Origin of the sequence: Pilibacter termitis, assembly GCF_900167335.1 — a bacterium.
In the GTDB taxonomy this organism is placed as follows: domain Bacteria; phylum Bacillota; class Bacilli; order Lactobacillales; family Streptococcaceae; genus Pilibacter; species Pilibacter termitis.
On record NZ_FUXI01000003.1, the window covers coordinates 130090 to 147790 of the forward strand.

19 protein-coding genes and 1 pseudogene are annotated in these 17701 nt (G+C 36.8%); all 20 read left to right on the plus strand.

Annotation, left to right across the window (positions count from 1 at the left end):
- The first annotated feature begins 178 nt into the window (after window positions 1-178).
- The 20 genes and pseudogenes from ulaG (at window position 179) to B5D30_RS02170 (ending at window position 17541) form a co-directional block, all read left to right on the plus strand.
- Entirely contained in the window at window positions 179-1246 is a 1068-nt protein-coding gene (ulaG, locus tag B5D30_RS02075) for an L-ascorbate 6-phosphate lactonase (RefSeq protein WP_078806375.1), read from the plus strand.
- A 26-nt stretch (window positions 1247-1272) separates the two neighbouring features.
- Window positions 1273-1734: a PTS sugar transporter subunit IIA gene (locus tag B5D30_RS02080; RefSeq protein WP_078806376.1), complete on the plus strand. Its 462-nt coding sequence runs from the start codon at window positions 1273-1275 to the stop codon at window positions 1732-1734.
- A 131-nt stretch (window positions 1735-1865) separates the two neighbouring features.
- Complete coding sequence (locus B5D30_RS02085; protein WP_078806377.1) at window positions 1866-3356, plus strand: PTS ascorbate transporter subunit IIC; 1491 nt, start codon at window positions 1866-1868, stop codon at window positions 3354-3356.
- Window positions 3357-3384: 28 nt separating this feature from the next.
- Window positions 3385-3687, plus strand: a complete 303-nt coding sequence (locus tag B5D30_RS02090; RefSeq protein WP_078806378.1) for a PTS sugar transporter subunit IIB — start codon at window positions 3385-3387, stop codon at window positions 3685-3687.
- A 66-nt stretch (window positions 3688-3753) separates the two neighbouring features.
- On the plus strand, window positions 3754-4392 hold the full coding sequence (locus B5D30_RS02095) for a 3-keto-L-gulonate-6-phosphate decarboxylase UlaD (protein ID WP_078806379.1): 639 nt from the start codon (window positions 3754-3756) through the stop codon (window positions 4390-4392).
- Between the two features lies 1 nt (window position 4393).
- On the plus strand, window positions 4394-5257 hold the full coding sequence (locus B5D30_RS02100) for an L-ribulose-5-phosphate 3-epimerase (RefSeq protein WP_078806380.1): 864 nt from the start codon (window positions 4394-4396) through the stop codon (window positions 5255-5257).
- A complete protein-coding gene (gene araD, locus B5D30_RS02105; protein ID WP_407675486.1) occupies window positions 5244-5963 on the plus strand; it encodes an L-ribulose-5-phosphate 4-epimerase AraD in 720 nt (239 codons plus the stop codon). The genes B5D30_RS02100 and araD overlap by 14 nt, the downstream gene beginning before the upstream one ends.
- A 465-nt stretch (window positions 5964-6428) precedes the next feature.
- A complete protein-coding gene (gene fsa / locus B5D30_RS02110) occupies window positions 6429-7079 on the plus strand; it encodes a fructose-6-phosphate aldolase (RefSeq protein ID WP_078806381.1) in 651 nt (216 codons plus the stop codon).
- A 159-nt stretch (window positions 7080-7238) separates the two neighbouring features.
- Entirely contained in the window at window positions 7239-7478 is a 240-nt protein-coding gene (locus tag B5D30_RS02115) for a hypothetical protein (RefSeq protein ID WP_078806382.1), read from the plus strand.
- A gap of 523 nt (window positions 7479-8001) precedes the next feature.
- Entirely contained in the window at window positions 8002-9183 is a 1182-nt protein-coding gene (locus tag B5D30_RS02120) for a hypothetical protein (protein WP_078806383.1), read from the plus strand.
- A 54-nt stretch (window positions 9184-9237) separates the two neighbouring features.
- The gene (locus B5D30_RS02125) at window positions 9238-9435 is read left to right on the plus strand and encodes a type II toxin-antitoxin system HicA family toxin (RefSeq protein WP_200806697.1); all 198 of its coding nucleotides are present in this window, start codon (window positions 9238-9240) and stop codon (window positions 9433-9435) included.
- A gap of 34 nt (window positions 9436-9469) precedes the next feature.
- Complete coding sequence (locus B5D30_RS02130) at window positions 9470-9856, plus strand: type II toxin-antitoxin system HicB family antitoxin (protein WP_078806384.1); 387 nt, start codon at window positions 9470-9472, stop codon at window positions 9854-9856.
- Window positions 9857-9934: 78 nt separating this feature from the next.
- Window positions 9935-10129 (plus strand): hypothetical protein, encoded by a 195-nt coding sequence (locus tag B5D30_RS02135; protein WP_078806385.1) that lies wholly within the window; start codon window positions 9935-9937, stop codon window positions 10127-10129.
- Window positions 10130-10329: 200 nt separating this feature from the next.
- The gene (locus tag B5D30_RS02140; protein WP_078806386.1) at window positions 10330-11760 is read left to right on the plus strand and encodes an MSCRAMM family protein; all 1431 of its coding nucleotides are present in this window, start codon (window positions 10330-10332) and stop codon (window positions 11758-11760) included.
- Window positions 11753-12214: pseudogene (locus B5D30_RS14440) on the plus strand (relaxase/mobilization nuclease domain-containing protein); the annotation flags it as partial. The gene B5D30_RS02140 and the pseudogene B5D30_RS14440, both read left to right, overlap by 8 nt.
- Window positions 12215-12676: 462 nt before the next feature.
- Entirely contained in the window at window positions 12677-13951 is a 1275-nt protein-coding gene (locus tag B5D30_RS02150) for a hypothetical protein (RefSeq protein ID WP_407675488.1), read from the plus strand.
- 182 nt (window positions 13952-14133) lie between these two features.
- Window positions 14134-14850 carry a spr1630 family ClpXP-sensitive toxin gene (locus B5D30_RS02155; RefSeq protein ID WP_078806389.1) on the plus strand — a complete coding sequence of 239 codons (717 nt, stop codon included), beginning with the start codon at window positions 14134-14136 and terminating at the stop codon, window positions 14848-14850.
- Between the two features lie 21 nt (window positions 14851-14871).
- Complete coding sequence (locus B5D30_RS02160) at window positions 14872-16041, plus strand: spr1629 family repressor/antitoxin (RefSeq protein WP_078806390.1); 1170 nt, start codon at window positions 14872-14874, stop codon at window positions 16039-16041.
- Between the two features lie 83 nt (window positions 16042-16124).
- On the plus strand, window positions 16125-16520 hold the full coding sequence (locus tag B5D30_RS02165; RefSeq protein ID WP_078806391.1) for a hypothetical protein: 396 nt from the start codon (window positions 16125-16127) through the stop codon (window positions 16518-16520).
- Window positions 16521-16782: 262 nt separating this feature from the next.
- Complete coding sequence (locus tag B5D30_RS02170; protein WP_078806392.1) at window positions 16783-17541, plus strand: PBECR4 domain-containing protein; 759 nt, start codon at window positions 16783-16785, stop codon at window positions 17539-17541.
- Window positions 17542-17701 lie beyond the last annotated feature (160 nt).

Consider the following 17701-nt stretch of genomic DNA (forward strand, 5'->3'; position numbering starts at 1 on the left):
ATAAAATCAAACAAATGTTCATATAAATATATTGTAACTGTTTTCTTTTCTAGGTATCATAAAGGTATAGAAAAACTTAGCGCAAGTTTATCACGCTTAGCTCAAAAAAGCTGAGCAAAAAAAATTGAAAGCTCGAGATTTTCAATTTACAAGGAAGAAATCATTTGAGGAGGACATCATGGTTAAAACAATTCAAGAAGTGACAAAAGAAAGCTGGGTTTTAAGTACATTTCCAGAGTGGGGAACGTACTTAAACGAAGAAATCGAAGAAAAAGAAGTAGCAGAAGGGACGGTTTCGATTTGGTGGCTCGGCTGTACGGGAATTTGGTTGAAAACGCACGAGGGAACGAATATTTTATGTGATTTGTGGTGCGGCACAGGCAAACGCACGCATGGCAGCGGTAAAATGGTCAAAGGACATCAGATGATGAGAATGAGCGGTGTGGAAAAACAACAACCTAATTTGCGTACTCAACCGTTTGTGTTGGATCCGTTTGCCGTGAAAAATGTCGATGCACTTGTGGTGACCCATATTCATTCGGATCATTTGGATATTAATACAGCAGCAGCAGTGGCACAAAATTGTCCAAATGCTAAATTTATCGGCCCTCGTGAAGTGGTCAATACATGGCTGAATTGGGGAGTGCCGAGTGAGCGAGTGATTGTCATTCATCCAAATGAAGAAGTAGTAGTGAAAGATGTAACAATTAAAGCACTTGAAGCATTTGACCGCACCGCTTTAGTGACTTGTAGCAATCCAGAAATCGTGCTAAAAGGTAAAATGCCACAAGACATGGATGAGATTGCGGTGAATTATTTGTTCAAAACAAGTGGTGGGAATATTTATCACGCAGGGGATTCTCATTATTCCAATTTATTTGCGAAACATGGAAATGAAAATGAAATTGACGTTTGTCTTGGTGCATACGGTGAAAACCCACGTGGGATAACGGATAAAGTGACTTCTGTTGATATGTTAAGAATGGCAGAAAGCCTCAATGCGAAAGTGGTCATTCCTGTTCACTATGATATTTGGTCAAATTTCATGGCAGATCCAAAGGAAATTACAGAGATTTGGAAATTCAAAAAAGATCGCCTGCAATATACGTTTAAACCATTTATTTGGCAAGTGGGCGGAGAATTTAATTATCCAGCGGATAAGGACAAATTAGAATTTAATTTTGACCGAGGATTTAGCGATGCTTTTGTAGTAGAAAATGACACACCGTTCCCGTCGTTTTTATAATTGAAAAGAACATGAGGAGAAATCAAATGTTGAAGTATTTTTTAGAAAATGATTTAGTTCGCATTGTAGATGAAACGCCAAGCAATTGGGAGGAGGCGGTGCGTCTATCGGGCGAAAATTTGCTTGAAAAAGGAATTATCACAGAAAAATATATCGAGGAAATCATCGAATGTGTAAAGGAATATGGCCCGTATATCGTGCTAGTTCCGGGTGTTGCGATGCCTCATTCCTCCGAAAAAAGTGAAGGTGTGCTAGGAACGGCGATTGCGTTTACCAAAGTGAAAGAGTTTGTTTCGTTTGAGGAAGGAAACGAAGAAAAACAAGCCAAATTATTCTTCACTCTTGCAGCGAAAAATGCTGAAGAACACATTGAAAATATCTCAAATCTTTCAGAACTCCTCATGACAGAAGGGATAATCGAATCCCTCAACGAAATTGAGACAATGGAGGACTACAAAAAAGTCATGGAAAAGTTCGTTCGAGAATAAGTTAGCTACTTCACTATTAGATAAATATCGGCACCTCTAAAAACTCCGTTTTAGCCAAAACTAGCAATTTTAGGTAAACGTGAGTTTTTAGAGATAGTCTGAAACTACAAACAAAAAGAAAGAGGCAAACAATGGAAAATATAGGACAATTTTTACTCAAAGTTTGGAGCTATTTTGCTCAAAACATTTTGACACAGCCGGCTTATTTTATTGGTTTCATCGTGCTAATTGGTTATCTTCTTCAGAAAAAGACGATTTCTGAATGTATTGCAGGATTTTTAAAGGCAACCATTGGCTATATGATTTTAATGGTCGGTTCAGGCGGTTTGGTCAATAATTTTCGCCCGATTTTAGCAGGGTTGAAAACGAGATTTAACCTAGATGCGACCGTTATTGACCCATATTTTGGGCAAAATGCAATTACCGAGGGGGTTGAAAAGACATTTGGAAAATCATTTGGAGATGCGATGATTTTGCTTTTGATTGCGTTTATTTTCAATATTTTACTCGTGCGTTTCCAAAAATATACAAAACTTCGTGCCGTCTTTACCACAGGAAATGTGCAAGTGCAACAAGCGGCGACAGCATTTTGGTTATTGCTATTTTGTTTCCCAGAACTTGGAAGAATCGAAGTCCTTGCCATTATGGGCTTGATTTTAGGTTTATATTGGGCAGTTGGTTCAAACTTAACCGTTGGTTTAACACAAGAATTGACCGACGGAGCAGGTTTTGCCGTTGCTCACCAGCAAATGTTCGGAATTGCATTAGTATCAAAAGTGGCGGATGTGATGAAAAAACATTCAAACAAGCAAGAAAGAAAAGCTCGTCATTTGGAAGATATTGAATTACCGGGGTTCTTAAAGATTTTCAATGAAAACATGGTGGCAACAGGTATTTTAATGCTCGTCTTTTTCGGCATTATCATGTCCGTATTGGGTCATGACTATTTTGTGGAAAATCAATTTATCACAGCAGAACAAAGTTTTCTCTTTTACATTATGACAACTTCCTTGCAATTTGCTGTAAATCTTGCGATTTTGCAACTTGGGGTGCGTACTTTCGTAGCAGAGTTGACAGAGAGTTTCACAGGGATTTCAGATACCATTTTACCGGGGGCTGTTCCGGGAATTGATGTGGCAGCGACATTTGCATTCGGGCATCCAAATGCAGTAACACTCGGCTTTTTATTCGGAGCGTTAGGGCAATTTTTGACGATTGGTGCGTTGATTGTATTCAAATCGCCTGTCATCATTATCGCAGGGTTTATCCCGCTGTTCTTTGACAATGCAGTATTTGCCGTTTATGCAAACAAACGAGCTGGAGCAAAAGCTGCAATGATCCTTCCATTTTTCTCAGGAATTATCCAAGTTGTCGGTGCGGCTCTTATTGCAAGCTGGGTAGGATTATCCAAATATGGAGGGTATCTTGGAATGTTTGACTGGGATACATTATGGCCTGGATTTACCGTATTGATGAAATTCTTAGGTTTCTTTGGTGTAGCAGTTGTGATATTGATTTTAGTCATTATCCCACAACTCGAATACCGCAAAGATCCTAAAAATTATTTCCTAATCGTAGAAGATTATGAACAATACAAAGAAAACAAAGGGATTTTAGAATAACGATTATAAAAAATAAGGAGACTTTAAAATGAAAGTATTAGTATCATGTGCAAACGGCTCTGGAACAAGCCTAATGATGAAAAGAAGTGTAGAAAAAGCGTTGAAAGGTTTGGAAATTCCGATTACAAAAATTCACCATTGTGCGATTTCTGAGGGGAAAAGTACAGCAGGGCAATACGATGTGGTGTTTTGTCCACTAAATTTCCTCAATATGTTTGATGATGCCAAGAAAAAAGGCGTAACCATTGTTGGCGTAAAAAACGTAATGAACGCAAAAGAAATTAGCGAGCGTATTCAGAGTGAAACGGAATTAGAGAAAAAGTTCAAGTAAAAAAATATCAAAGGTGCATGAGGAGAATTTTCCTTTTCTCATGCACCGAAGTGAAAAGGAGAAGTTATGAAACCAAATTTACAAATTGCACTTGACCATAATGATTTAGCAAGTGCTTTAAAAGATGTGGCTGTTGTAGGCGAAATTGTGGATATTTTAGAAATAGGAACGATTTTGTGTTTGCAAGAGGGGAAAAAAGCAATTGAGTGTGTGCGTGCTTTATTTCCAGAAAAAACAATTGTTGCAGATACAAAATGTGCAGATGCAGGTGGAACTGTGGCTGGAAATGTAAAAAAAGCTGGTGCAGATTGGATGACGTGTATTTGTTCTGCAACGATTCCTACCATGAAAGCAGCAAATAAAGAAGTAGACGAAATTCAAGTGGAACTTTATGGCGATTGGACGTATGAGCAAGCACAAGAATGGTTAGAAGCGGGTATTTCACAAGCGATTTATCATCAAAGTCGTGACGCACTCTTTGCAGGAGAAACGTGGGGAGAAAAAGATTTATCAAAAGTAAAAAAATTGATTGAAATGGGCTTTCGTGTTTCTGTAACAGGTGGACTTGATGTGGATACATTAAAATTGTTTGAAGGTGTAGAGGTCTATACTTTTATTACTGGTAGAGGCATTACTTCTGCTGAAAATCCTAAAGAGGCAGCACTTGCTTTCCAAAATGAATTGAAACGTATTTGGGGGGAATAATATGGCAACGTTTGGTATTTATGAAAAGGCATTACCTAAAAATATTTCTTGGTATGAGCGGTTGACTTTAGCGAAAAAACTAGGGTTTGATTTTGTGGAAATGTCAATTGATGAAAGTGATGAAAGGTTAAAGAGACTTTTATGGTCAAAAGAAGAACGTGAAGACTTGCGTAATGCCATTTTCTCCGTAGGTGTTCCGATTCTTTCAATTTGTTTGAGCGGACACCGACGTTTTCCGCTTGGAACAAAGGATAAGGCGACACAGGAAAAAGCAATACTCATGCTAAAACAAGCGGTAGATTTGGCAAGTGATTTAGGTGTTAGGCAAATTCAATTAGCAGGATATGATGTTTATTACGAAGAAAAATCAATGGAAACACGCAACAATTTTATCGAAAATCTGAAAAAATGTGTGGCAATTGCAAGTGAAAAAAATGTCGTGCTTGCAATTGAAATCATGGATGATCCGTTTATCAATTCAATCACAAAGTTTTTACAGATAAAAGAGCAAATTTCTTCCCCATATTTGCAAGTTTACCCAGATCTAGGCAATTTATCTGCATGGAGTGAGAATAACCCAGCCTATGAATTAGAACGTGGCATTGGCTCTATTTCAGCCATTCATTTAAAAGATACACTGGCTGTAACAGACACGTTCAAAGGGCAATTTCGTGATGTGCCATTTGGTACGGGCTGTGTTGATTTTGTAGGACTTTTGAAAACATTGAAACGACTAGAATATAACGGTTCATTTGTTATGGAAATGTGGAGTGAGAACGCTGAGAATCCAGAACAAGAAGTGGAAAAATCATGGGAAAAAGTTTCCAAATGGTTAAAGGAGGCAAATTATCTTGATAAAGACTGAAATAAAAGCAATTCAAGAAATGAAAGAACGTGTCTGTCATGAAAATATTCGACTAGAAAAAAGTGGTCTGGTCGTATTGACATGGGGAAACGTGAGTGAAGTAAACCGAGAATTAGGGGTCGTGGTGATTAAACCAAGTGGCGTGCCTTACGAAGAAATGCTCCCAGAGCAAATGGTTGTCACGGATTTGGAGGGAAATTTGCTTGAAGAAAACTCTCTTAAACCGTCCTCAGATTTAGCTACTCATCTTGTTTTATACAAAGAATTTGAGGAAGTTGGTGCGATTGTTCACACACATTCTAAATATGCTGTTATGTGGGCACAGGCAGGTCGTGATTTACTGCCATATGGCACGACTCATGCCGACACATTCTACGGCTCAGTACCTATTACAAGACAATTAACAGAAGAAGAAGTTCTTCGCAGTTACGAAAAAGATACAGGTGCAATCATTGTCGAAACATTCAGAAATAGAAAACTCAATCCTTTAGCAGTTCCAGCCGTTTTGACGAGAAATCATGGACCATTTACATGGGCGAAAACCATTGAAAAAGCAGTGGAAAATAGTATTGTACTAGACGAAGTTGCTCACATGGCACTTGGAACAGAAGTTTTATCCAATCATCACGAAAAAATCCCTAGTTATTTATTAGACAAACATTATTTCAGAAAACATGGGGAAAATGCTTATTATGGGCAAGGATAAGGAATAGATTTAAAAACCGAATTTTTTAACTTTTGATTTTGTTTATTTTGATAAAAAACAATAAAATCGGAAAAAATTCGGTTTTACCTGTAAAATAGAAGGATTGCCCGTATCGTTTTTTTAACAAAAGAAGTAAGAAGTTGAAAGCGTATAAAAATTTTTGTTGACCAAATGGAAAAATTGAAATATCATGATAGAAGGTATATTGAAATGCTTTTGTAGAACTTATCTATAAAAGGTATTTTAAATATAGACAAAGAAAAGCGAAGAAATGTGTTTTGAAGTCAGAGGCAGTGAGCCACGTCGTTTATTTACTTGAAACTTTAGTTTCAAGCGACGTTGCGAACAGCCAGCTGACTTCAGCATTTCGTAGCTAGACAAAGAAAAGCGAAGAAATGCGTTTTGAAGTCAGTGGCAGTGAGCCAACTTCAGCACTTCACAGCTAGAAAAAGGAGAAATAAAAAAATGAAATTTTTCTTAGACACAGCAAACATTGAGGAAATCAAACGTATTAACGCATTGGGATTGGTAGACGGAGTTACCACAAATCCTACGATTATTGCACGTGAGGGACGTGATTTTAAAGAAGTCGTGAAGGAGATTTGTTCGATTGTCAAAGGTCCTGTTAGTGCGGAAGTAATTGGGCTAGATACTGAAAGTATGGTAAAAGAAGCACGTGAACTTGCAACATGGGCAGAAAATATCGTAGTAAAAATTCCAATGACAGAAGCAGGATTAAAGGCAGTGAATATTCTCTCAAAAGAGGGGATTAAAACCAATGTAACGCTTATTTTTAGCGTTGCACAAGGACTTCTTGCTGCAAAAGCAGGGGCGACATATGTAAGTCCTTTTGTTGGAAGATTGGACGACATTGCAACAGACGGTGTGGAAATGGTTGCACAATTGAAACACGTATTAAGCAGTTATGGTTTGAAATCAGAAATTATCGCAGCAAGTATTCGTTCGCTTGCTCATGTGGAGGAAACTGCAGCAGTAGGAGCAGATATTGCAACAATTCCGGGAGACTTATTCCCTAAATTGTGGGCTCACCCGTTGACAGACAAAGGAATTGATCAATTTATGAAAGACTGGGAAGGATTCCAAAAGAATAAATAAGGTGACCTTAAAAAAATAAATGCTAAGCGTTTTATTATCGTAGGTAGAAAGAAAGTTGTTATTTCAACTTACAATCCAATCAAGAATTAAATAACATTACAAGAACAGCTACATGGAATGATTCCGCGTGGCTGTTTTTTTCTGCAAGGAGGTTTAATTTTGAATAAGAAGTTAATCAGGAAGATTAAGAGGTTCGGGGAAGATAATGGTTATATTGTGAATGTGAGGGAAAGTGATAGTGGAGTGACTCTATCTTTTTATGATAATAGCAAAGATACTATTATCTTAGATGTGTTGATTAAGGAAGGAGAGGATATATGTAATTTTCCTTGTTCTCAGTCAGAATTAGATGATTTTGAGATGAGTGTTGTGCTTGATATGGTTGGAATGGAAGTTTGAAAATATTATCCACAAATTAAATGGAGAGATGACGAAAGATTTTCTCTTACCATTAGAGTATTTGTTTTTTAAAACAAGTATAGCAAATCACTTTTTGCTGAAAGTGGTTCTCCCCTCCATTTTCGGTAAAAAGTTTAGGGCTATTCATAAGGTTCAACTCTCTTTGCTTGTATTCCCTACTTTAAGGGAAATTCTCCTTCGTTTTTTATAAATAAATTTACAAATGTTGTCTAGCTCTCATAGGTTAGGCAACTACCGCAAGTATCATAATCTAATCAGTAATAGCAGATAGATGAATGAAGGTGCAAGTCCTTCTACTTGCGTTGCCTATTCAGGCAAGTCATCTCATGTGAAGTTTGTTGTCTAGCTCGCTACTAGACAACAACTGTAAGTATTGTGGCTCTTTATCTTATACCCAAAAGCAGTTTCCCCACTGCTGTTAACCACCCTAAAGATGAAAAGTAGACAACAGAGGGTGCAAGTGCCTCTACTTGCTTAAAAAAAATAAATATAAGATTAGGGAATGACTACGAAGAATTTTTTACAAACAACGAAGGGAAAATCAATTGTCGGTGGTGTGGTCGTGCTTGCGTTAGTTGGAGGAGCAATTGCAATTAAAGCACAAACGGATTATGCACAGACAGAAAAAGTAAAGACAACTTTAAAACAAGAAATCAAAGAGACCAAAACTCTTTTTAGCAAAGCGAGAGCATTGCTTGACGAGAAACAAGAATTTTTAAAGAAAGACTTGAAAAAAGAGGAAATTGACAAGGTCAAAGAGGAGTTGCAAAAAAATGAAAAGGAAGTGAAATCCTTTGACGATCAAAAATATAAAGAGTTGTTTAGTGAGTTTTCGTCTACGGACAAAGAAGTGTCAATTTTTGTCGAAAATGTAGAGAAAATGTTCCAAACACAAACGGAAGTGAATGATTTGTTCACGGTGAAAGTGCTGAACGGTAGCGAAGTCGGAAAAGAAATCATTTTGAAAAAAGATGTGAAAAACGAGTCAATTGTTTCATTGGAGAAACAGCTTTTAACGAAAGAAAAAGATACGGCGTTTAAAGCAAAAGTGCGTGATGTGGTCATTCAGGCACGTGTGCAATTTACTGATATAGAAAACGCAAGAAAGGCGACTGTCGAAAGCGAAAAAGACAAAGGAAACCGAGAGAAAAATAAAAAAGCCTTAGAGTTAGTAGCCAAGATAAAAAATACAGATGTAAAAAAAGAGCTAGAGGGCAAGCTCAATCCAATCAAAGCGGAGTTGGATAAAAAGGATAAAGAAGCGGAAGAAAAACGTAAGGAAGAGGAGAAAAAAGGTGCAGAGGTCGCTCAAAACGAACAACAAGCACAAGAACAAGCAAATCAAAGCGGGCAACCTGTTTATAATGAAAATACAGGAGAATACGTGCAACCTACTGCACAAGCAAATAGTGGCGGTGGTGCAAGTACGAATAACTCTGGTGGTTCTCAAGGCGGAGGGCAAGCACAAAGTCCTAGCACATCTGCTCCTAGTCAACCACAACCGCAACAACCAGCGGCACCTGCTCCCCAACCAAGCAAACCACAAACACCGAATAAACCGCCTGCGGGGTGGTATGATACAAATGGTCAAGATCCTTGGGAATGGATGGATGCTAATGGTTTTGAAGATTATAGCGGATTTAATCAAGACCCTGCTACTGGTTGGATAAATCCATATAAATAATTTGACAATACGCCCTGTACGTGCTATTATAATTTTGTCAGGAGGTAGAGAAATATGCCAATGACAGTACGAGAAGCGGAAAAGATACTGAAATCTTTAGGTTTTGTAGAGATTAAAGGCGGAGGAAAAGGAAGTCATCGTAAGTTTGCAAAAGCAGGTGTACGACCAATCACGCTAACTTCTCACAATAAAGAAGTATCTCTTGCAGTTGAAAAAACCGTTCGTAAAGCACAAGAGTTGTTAGGGAAGTAATTCCCTAACGCTCGTATAGAGAGGTGGAAAAAATATGTTGAAAATTTATCCTGCTGTTTTTGAAAAAGATCCTGTTGGGCTAGGTGTTTATTTTCCAGATTTAGATGATTCTGCTACGCAAGGAGCAAATATAGAAGAAGCGTTGGAAAATGCCTCAGATTTGTTGGGGATTCAACTTGCATGGAATGTAGAAAATAATATCCCACTTCCGACTCCAAGTGAAGTGAGTGAAATTAAGATTGACCCTGCAACACAATTTGTATCATTAGTATCTGTCAATCTCACGGATTATTTACAAGATACAAAAGCAGATAAAAAAACAATAAAAATTCCCCATTGGTTAAATGTTCGTGCAACAAAAGCAGGAATCAATTTCTCACAAACAACAACAGAAGCACTAATGGATAAATTAGGTGTGTAAAAACAATAAAAACAATTCATAAGACTGAAATTCAATTCTTATGAGTTGTTTTTTTATTTTTATCAAAAGGAGACCAAAATGGAAAGAGAAAATCGTTTAGAAGAATTACAGAAAGAAAGTCGTTTGTTAGATGAACAAATAGAGCTAGAAAAACGAACTTTAGATAGTATCGAAGAAGAATTGTTTGAAACCAAAGTAGCCAGAATTGCTGCAAGAGAAGTGTTGCGTGCAACGAGGTATCGAGTGTTAATTCGATTGAAAGACAACTCATAAGATTGCTCCTTAATTCTTATGGGTTGTTTTTTTTATTTTATAAAACCAGAAAGGACGTGGTGAAATGTATCGTGTACGCTCGCCAACAAGCAATCAAAGTGAAATATTGTAGATTAAGAAAAAGTGAAACGCTAAAAGTGTGTTGAAGTTTGGAATAGCTGCCAGACTATTGCACCATATAGCGAAAAAGGAGAAAACAGATGAAAAATCTTCAACAAATAAAAAGAAGTTTCTATCCTGTTTGGCAGAAGTCAAAAGGGTATTTTCGGAAACAAAAGGTTTCTGCATGGGCTATGATGATTTTTGTTTTGGCTCAATCATTGGTGTCGCTACTGGCTTTTAGTCCTGTAAAAGTTTCGGCGGTATCAAAGCCCGCTCCACGTGCAAACTGGGGTGTAAATTATCCTCAAGACGTGACAGTGGAGTATCATAACCACGAATTATGGCGGTTTTATGGCACATGGGCAGACGGTACGCCGTATGACCGATATGACGCTCCGATTTATATTTATGCGACAGGGGATAGTCCTGCCAATAGTGCTGCTGCGTTTTGTATTGAGCCAATGATGCCGATTGACAACTATGTGACCTCGGGTTATGTGAAGAATCCCTTACCTGCATTGTTGCAAGGGAATCGAAGAAATGGTCTTATGACTGCACTATGGGTGGATATTGCTCCTAAACGAGACACTGACCCAGTAGGACATGAAAAATATAAAATGGTTGTGCAATCCGAAGTGTGGAAAGCAGCCAAAGGATTGTCGATTGAAAAGTTTGAGCGTGTAGACGGTTCTATTAAAGTTAGTAATGCGGAATACAAAGCGATTTTGAAAGTTATTGATGACGCAATTACAAACTATGATAAAAAGCCAAGTTTTAATGAACAAACTATAACTTTAAAAGTAGGTGAAAGTATAACTTTAACTGATACAAATGGAGTTTTAGGTGGATATGATACGGTTCGAGATAATGGAGCGAATGTAGATTATTCAAAATCAGGTAACACTTTGACTATTACAGCAAAGAAAAGTTCAAATGAAAACGGACAACTTCGTTTTTATAAATCTCGTATGAGTGGTACTCCTGTTACTTATCAAAAAGCAACCCAACAAACGGTCATGGCAGGAGCGATCAATGACCCTGCTATATTTGCAGTCAACCTCAAAATCCAAAAATCAGGTGACCTAAAAATTAAAAAAGTAGATGAGGAAAGCCGAACGGCTGTTCCGAATACCAAGTTTAAGGTAGAGGGAAATCTTTTGGACGGTTCTCAATCCAAAGAAGTAACCACTGGCAGCAATGGGGAAGTAACGCTCAATGATATTGCGATTGACGGTGAAGAACTCACGATTACAGAGCTTTCCGTACCTGCTCCATACGTGCTAGATAGCACACCACACAAAGTGAAAATCAAAGCAGGAGAAACCGTCAGCATTACGGCGGAAAATAACCGTCAAAAAGGGCGTATCCGTGTAGATAAAGAATTGCTACAAAATCTTGTGACGAATGGTGGCGGAAAAACGTTGCCGAATAGCAATTATAGCTTTAAGGGAATAAAATTTGACTTAAGTGATAAAAATAAAAGCAATCAAGCGAAGTTCAAAAGAAGTGCTGCGTTACATCATGAATGAAGAAAAAACAGTCCAAACTCGCAATGAAATTTCAGACGCTATCCACTACATTGCAGACGGCAATAAAACGAAAGACGGCTTTCTTGTTACGGGCTATAACGTGACCCCAGAAACAAGTACAACGGAATTTTTGATGACTCAAAATTTGGCACGTGCAGTCAAAGGAGATTATCGCAAAACGGGTGGTGCAGAGATTTCGTCCTATCACATCATTCAATCTTTCTCTCCAGAGGACAACATCACCCCAGAATAAGCTCACGCAATCGGTCAACAGCTCATGCGTGAAATGTTGGCAGGGGAGTTTGAATTTGTCATTGCCACTCATGTGGATAAAGCACACATTCACAACCACATTGTATTTAACGCTACAAGTTTTTATAAGCAAACAAAATTTCGCTCCGTTCCGTATAAAACCGTTGGAATGTTGCGAGCGATTAATGACAAATTGTGTTTGGAAAATGGCTTATCTGTTCTTCCTGAATATGCACATCTAAGTAGCAATTATCAACAATATCAAAAGTATCGCAATCAAAATACTTATAAAGCTCAAATCCGCAAACGATTGAACTTCCTTTTAGAGAAATGTCAAAGTGTAGAGGAATTTCAAGAGGGGGCAAGAAACTTAGGAATTGCGGTGTCGTTTGAAGGGGTTCATGCAACGTATCAATTTGTTGGAGGCAATCAACAGCGAAAAACAAGAGCAGAGAAATTAAGTGATGATGACCGCTTTACGTTCAACGGAATCAAAGAGAGAATGTCTCAGAACCAAACAGTCATTTCTCTCATTGAACAATCCATTCTGACAACGTTTCAAACAAGCGAGAACCTAAGCGATTTTCAAGAGCAATTAAAAGAAACGTGTCAAATTACGTGGAAGAAAAATCGTCTTGGCGAAGTGGTTTATACACTTCACGGAATGGAAAAAATTAACGTGAAAGAATTTGCTTTAAATCAGGGAGTGAGCCTTGAGAAACTCATACAGCATTTCGCAGAAAAAACAGAGCCAGAATTAGAAGAGGAAACACAAACAATTGAGGAACTTTACGAGCAACAAATAAAGACAAACGTACATGAAGTGGATAGCCCTGTTTTATTAGATGAACGAGTGATTAAAGAAGTTTCGAGTAAAGGATTATTGATTGCAGCTGAACACTTAGACGGAGAAGAAGGCGAGATTTTCATTGACGCAAACCAAGTGGATTTTGATAAAGTAGAAAAGAAATATTTGGTGCATTTGGGCGACCAATTTCATTATTATTTCATGCAAAATGATAAGCAATCAAACTTCTTTTTAAGAGGCGAACAACTCTTGCGACAGCTAGAGAGAAAAATGAATATCCCTACTGAAAAAATTCTTTTACCACCGCACACGTTTCAGTTCCTAAGTGGCAGGGGATTGACGATTAGAATTGACCACCCAAAAATTGAAAACCTATTTATTCCAAAGGAGTATGTTTTCATTGATAAAGTCAGTCAATCTGTTTCAGTAGAACTTTCAAAGAATTGGAATTACTATTTTCAGAAGGAGGCACGAACAGGCAAGAGAAAACCACCTATGGAACATATAAAAGGGGCAGATTTGTTGAAATTGTTGAAGAGTCAAAGTGGAGTGTTGGACGTGAAAATGACAAGGAAAATACGTTACGCCAATCGGAAAGCGACACTCTCTCAAACCAACGAATACGCTACTCAATTAGAGTTCTTAAGAAAACACGCTATTCACAACGTTCCTGAGTTGAACCAAAAAATCGAGCGACGAGTGGAAAACATTCAACAGCTAAGGGAAAAGCTACTTCTGTTAAAAGAAAAAATTGGTGAATACAACACTGTTTCAAAATTTCTTGTTGCCGTGAATGAATACAGTTTTATTCTTGAAGAACTGCAATCACCCTTTGCGAACAAGACGGAGATCAGAAAGCAATATCATCAAGAACTGTCGATTTATAATCAAGCAATCAAAGAATTAGAAAAGCGAGGTCTTTCCTCAACGATTGCGACAGAAAAAGTAGTGGACTTAATCAAAGAGAACCAATTGCATGAGAAAGAATTACGTCAAGAATTAAGGCAACAAGAACAGCAATTACAAGATTTCCAGCATATTAAAGAGGTGCTAGTTGAATTGCGTGAGGAAGACATCAAAGAGCAGGAAAAAGAGCGAATACAGAGTCAAAAATCAGAACAAGAAAAATGAAAATGGATTTAAAAATATTGTAAGAGGAAAAGGAAAAAATAATGACAGGACTCCGGAATGATTTCTTTCTTCCAAATAGCATTTTTTACTTTAAAGAAAATAAGGAAAATGTATTTTTTGGTTTAATTTCTATTGCATTTGTTGTATAATAAGTGAAAATACAACAGCGAGGAGTGTGTTCTATGGAGAATAATGTTTTAGAGGCAAGTCAAGCACAATCAGTAGTAGACGGTTTATTGAATGGTTATAAAGAATATCTTGAACTTCGGAATCAAATGGATGAAAAACTCGAAGTTTCAGCTGGTTTTGCATATACAAAAGGGAATTTTATTGATGATAGCGTTGCGAGAAAGACCAGTTCTTTTGTAGAGTACTGCAAGAAAAAAGCAGGAGAGAGCTGGGAATATTTAGAGTTTTGTTTTGGAGAGGATAAAAAATCTCTTTTCATTGTAAAAAATGATTATCGTTTGCAACGAACTTTTTCTAAAGATTTAAAGAAGCCTACAAGTCAATATTTATCGAACTATGCAAAAATCAATGCTCCTAGAATTGCAGAAATACGGAAAGGGCGTAAAAAAGTACCGAACGTTACGATTCAGTTAGAGTTACTAGAAGATTTTTCAATTCCAGAAAACGAATTGTCAGATTACGATAGTTTTTATATTGTTGTGTATCGGACGAGTGCTGAAAAAGTGATAGAGTCTGTAAAGCTTGTTTTACCAGATATTGAAACAAGAGAGCTCCATATGATACAAGATTTAACACCTTATTTACAAACAAGCTTGATTGTAATTGAGGAAGAAGAGTATGCAGCAATAACTGGTGAAAAAGAAGAAGTCATAGAAGTTTATGACTACGAGTACACGGTTCCGCAAGAAGAAAAAGAAGCAATTCAATAGCAACAAGAAAGGAAGATTGCAATGTTTTATGGGAAAAATCTACAAGTAGTACGGATGCTACATGGTCTTTCTCGTAAGGAGCTTGGAGAAAGATTAAATGTATCCGAGCAATCTATTTGGCAATTTGAAAAACAAGCGACCACCCCCTCGTTTGAAAATATTTTAGAAATGAAGAAAATTTTTCAAGTAAAAACAGCCTTTTTCTTTGAAGAATTTATCGTTCCCAAAACGTTTTCTGAGGGCAGTGTTGCGTATCGTAAAGGAGACATTACCTCAAGGAAAAAGACAAATAGCGAAGTGGTTTATTTGAACGTTATTGCGGAAGTCATTCGTTATTTAGAGAGTTTTCTAAACGCTCCGCCACGTGTGATTCTTACTTTACGAGAAAAGGTAAGTGGTTATTTGAATGAGGAGTTAACGTATGAAAAAATAGAAGTAATCGCAGAAAAGGCACGTGAATTTTTAGCTATTCAAGAAAATAATGCGAATTTACTCGTTTCTTTAGAAAAGTCGGGGATTCACGTGTTAGAAAAGAATGTAGGCGGAAAGGCGGACGCATATAGTGCTTGGTCGACAGAAGAAGTACCAATTATCGTGCTTGGTATAAAAAAATCTTCTGTACGAAGAAATTTTGATTTAGCTCATGAATTAGGACATTTATTGTTACATCCGCATTTAGACTTTCTTTCAATGGAGAAACAAGAACAACAACAAATTGAGAGCGAAGCGGATTATTTTGCCTCTTGTTTTCTTTTGCCAAGAGAAGAAGTTAAAAAGGATTTTGCGATAATGAGAAAGTGTTCCAATCCAGATAGCTATATTCCATTAAAAGTAAAGTACAATGTTTCTATTCAAGCTCTTGAAATGAAGGCATATAAATTAGGATTTTTGACTGCAAAACAGCATAGTTATTTTTACCGTCAAATTGCTTTGAAAAAGTATAAAAGAGAAGAGCCTTTAGACAAAGAAATTGCACTGAAACGTCCCGGAAAGATAAGAAGTATCTTTCAGTTGATTTTATCTAATCGTTTATTAGATATACAGGACATTGAAGAACATTTTAAAATGGAAAGAGGATTGATAGAAGATATGCTTTCAATAGAAAAAACGTTCTTTACGCCTTATGTTGACGAAGAAGTATTTACAAGTCTTGACAATGTATTGCGACCAAACTTTCATTTCGCTCAATAAATAAAGTATCGAGACGACTTCACAAGAGGTCGTTTTTTTCTATGGCAAAATAATAGCATTAAAAAAAATGAAGGAGTGAAAAAATGGAGAAAAAAAGATTCATAAATTTGGTGAAGTATTACTTTCAATTTGATAAACGAAAGAAACGTTTATATCATGAAGAAATGGAAAACTATCGAACCATGACAATGGAGGATCTAGATTATTATTTTGGCAAACTAAAATCTAGGGTTGCCTTTCATGAGGAGATTTTAAACTCGCTCTTCCCAGTACTCCTCTTACCAATCGTTCCAATGTCAATTCTTGCGATTCTAGTAGGAATAATTAAGTGTGTGTCGATACCAGTAGAGGAAATCTTTATGTTTACTTTTATATTGTGGAGCATTGTTTTTTTATGGTATGAAAAATACGTGATTGACTTGAGAATAAAAGTTGAACGTGTAGAGAAAATAGTGAAAGAAAGACAAATTTTAAGATGAATGATAAGGAAAAATTGCTTGATTTCCGCTTAAAACCATGGTACTATAATGGTGTAGATGAGGGAAACCTCATGCAGTGGTTAGGCACTTGAACTTGCGGTTATTGTCCGTTTTACGGAATAACGTGGTAGGCACGGGAAATAAACCTACATTTATAGCTGTGATTTATCACAGGAGGGTGGCAAGCACCAGAAATAAACCTAATTATAGGGGGCTGAGAGTTATATCTTAGCCTCCTTATTTGGTAGTCAGGAGCTAATTTATGGCACAAAAAAGAGGTTATCGTGCAGTGAGTTATACAGAATACTCTCGTTTAAGAAATTATAGTGAAAGAATTTATGATGTTGCAAAATTTTTTCAAGATAATTTTTTTAATAAGCGTATTTTTATAGCAACAGCCGATAGAAAAATAGAGTTGTTCGTGAAGAAAGAGAATATTCTTCATCTTTTAGGGATAGATTATCGACTTGGCACGCAACAATTTTGGCGAGACATTAAACGACACGAGCTTCAGTTGAATAGTATTAGACTAAAAGATGATGGAACAACATTTAAAAAGTTAGGGGCTTTGCAGCATTTACCCAGACTTTTTCAAGGTGTTTCTGAATTGACAGAGGGGAAAAATTTTAAATATTTGAAGTTTGATTCAAGTATTAGAACACCTGAAGAAGATTTGGCATTAGCCTTTGTTTTTGATGAACATAGACAAAGTTATGTGCCGAACTCTACACTAAATTTGAAATTTATTGAGATTCCCAAAGGACAACCAATTTTAGCAGTTTACACAATCGACCGAGCGACCAAGGAACTCAATACACTAAAATTAAACCCAGAATATTCTTTGGAATATTCTCCTAATGAAGTGGTTTTAAAGAAAAAAGAAAGCATAACAAAAGAGCCTAGCAACTTAAAGGAGAGAATTGCACAAGCAAAACAGGCAGCTCTCAAACACAATGAAACAATTCAACAAGAAAAATTAGGTTTGTACCAACAACAAGAAACCCGAGATTTAGAGCGATAAAACTTAAAAAACGCAATTCAATCATATAAAAACTCCACTCAAGGACGTAAGTCCGAGTGGAGTTTTTATATAACTGATTATATAACTGATTATATAACTGATTATATAACTGATTATATAACTGATTATATAACTGATTATATAACTGATTATATAACTG

Coding starts and splice junctions, on each gene's coding strand:
- ulaG (WP_078806375.1), top strand. CDS start 179: ATGGTTAAAACAATTCAAGAAGTGACAAAAGAAAGCTGGGTTTTAAGT.
- B5D30_RS02080 (WP_078806376.1), top strand. CDS start 1,273: ATGTTGAAGTATTTTTTAGAAAATGATTTAGTTCGCATTGTAGATGAA.
- B5D30_RS02085 (WP_078806377.1), top strand. CDS start 1,866: ATGGAAAATATAGGACAATTTTTACTCAAAGTTTGGAGCTATTTTGCT.
- B5D30_RS02090 (WP_078806378.1), top strand. CDS start 3,385: ATGAAAGTATTAGTATCATGTGCAAACGGCTCTGGAACAAGCCTAATG.
- B5D30_RS02095 (WP_078806379.1), top strand. CDS start 3,754: ATGAAACCAAATTTACAAATTGCACTTGACCATAATGATTTAGCAAGT.
- B5D30_RS02100 (WP_078806380.1), top strand. CDS start 4,394: ATGGCAACGTTTGGTATTTATGAAAAGGCATTACCTAAAAATATTTCT.
- fsa (WP_078806381.1), top strand. CDS start 6,429: ATGAAATTTTTCTTAGACACAGCAAACATTGAGGAAATCAAACGTATT.
- B5D30_RS02120 (WP_078806383.1), top strand. CDS start 8,002: ATGACTACGAAGAATTTTTTACAAACAACGAAGGGAAAATCAATTGTC.
- B5D30_RS02125 (WP_200806697.1), top strand. CDS start 9,238: ATGCCAATGACAGTACGAGAAGCGGAAAAGATACTGAAATCTTTAGGT.
- B5D30_RS02130 (WP_078806384.1), top strand. CDS start 9,470: ATGTTGAAAATTTATCCTGCTGTTTTTGAAAAAGATCCTGTTGGGCTA.
- B5D30_RS02135 (WP_078806385.1), top strand. CDS start 9,935: ATGGAAAGAGAAAATCGTTTAGAAGAATTACAGAAAGAAAGTCGTTTG.
- B5D30_RS02140 (WP_078806386.1), top strand. CDS start 10,330: ATGAAAAATCTTCAACAAATAAAAAGAAGTTTCTATCCTGTTTGGCAG.
- B5D30_RS02150 (WP_407675488.1), top strand. CDS start 12,677: ATGGAAAAAATTAACGTGAAAGAATTTGCTTTAAATCAGGGAGTGAGC.
- B5D30_RS02155 (WP_078806389.1), top strand. CDS start 14,134: ATGGAGAATAATGTTTTAGAGGCAAGTCAAGCACAATCAGTAGTAGAC.
- B5D30_RS02160 (WP_078806390.1), top strand. CDS start 14,872: ATGTTTTATGGGAAAAATCTACAAGTAGTACGGATGCTACATGGTCTT.
- B5D30_RS02165 (WP_078806391.1), top strand. CDS start 16,125: ATGGAGAAAAAAAGATTCATAAATTTGGTGAAGTATTACTTTCAATTT.
- B5D30_RS02170 (WP_078806392.1), top strand. CDS start 16,783: ATGGCACAAAAAAGAGGTTATCGTGCAGTGAGTTATACAGAATACTCT.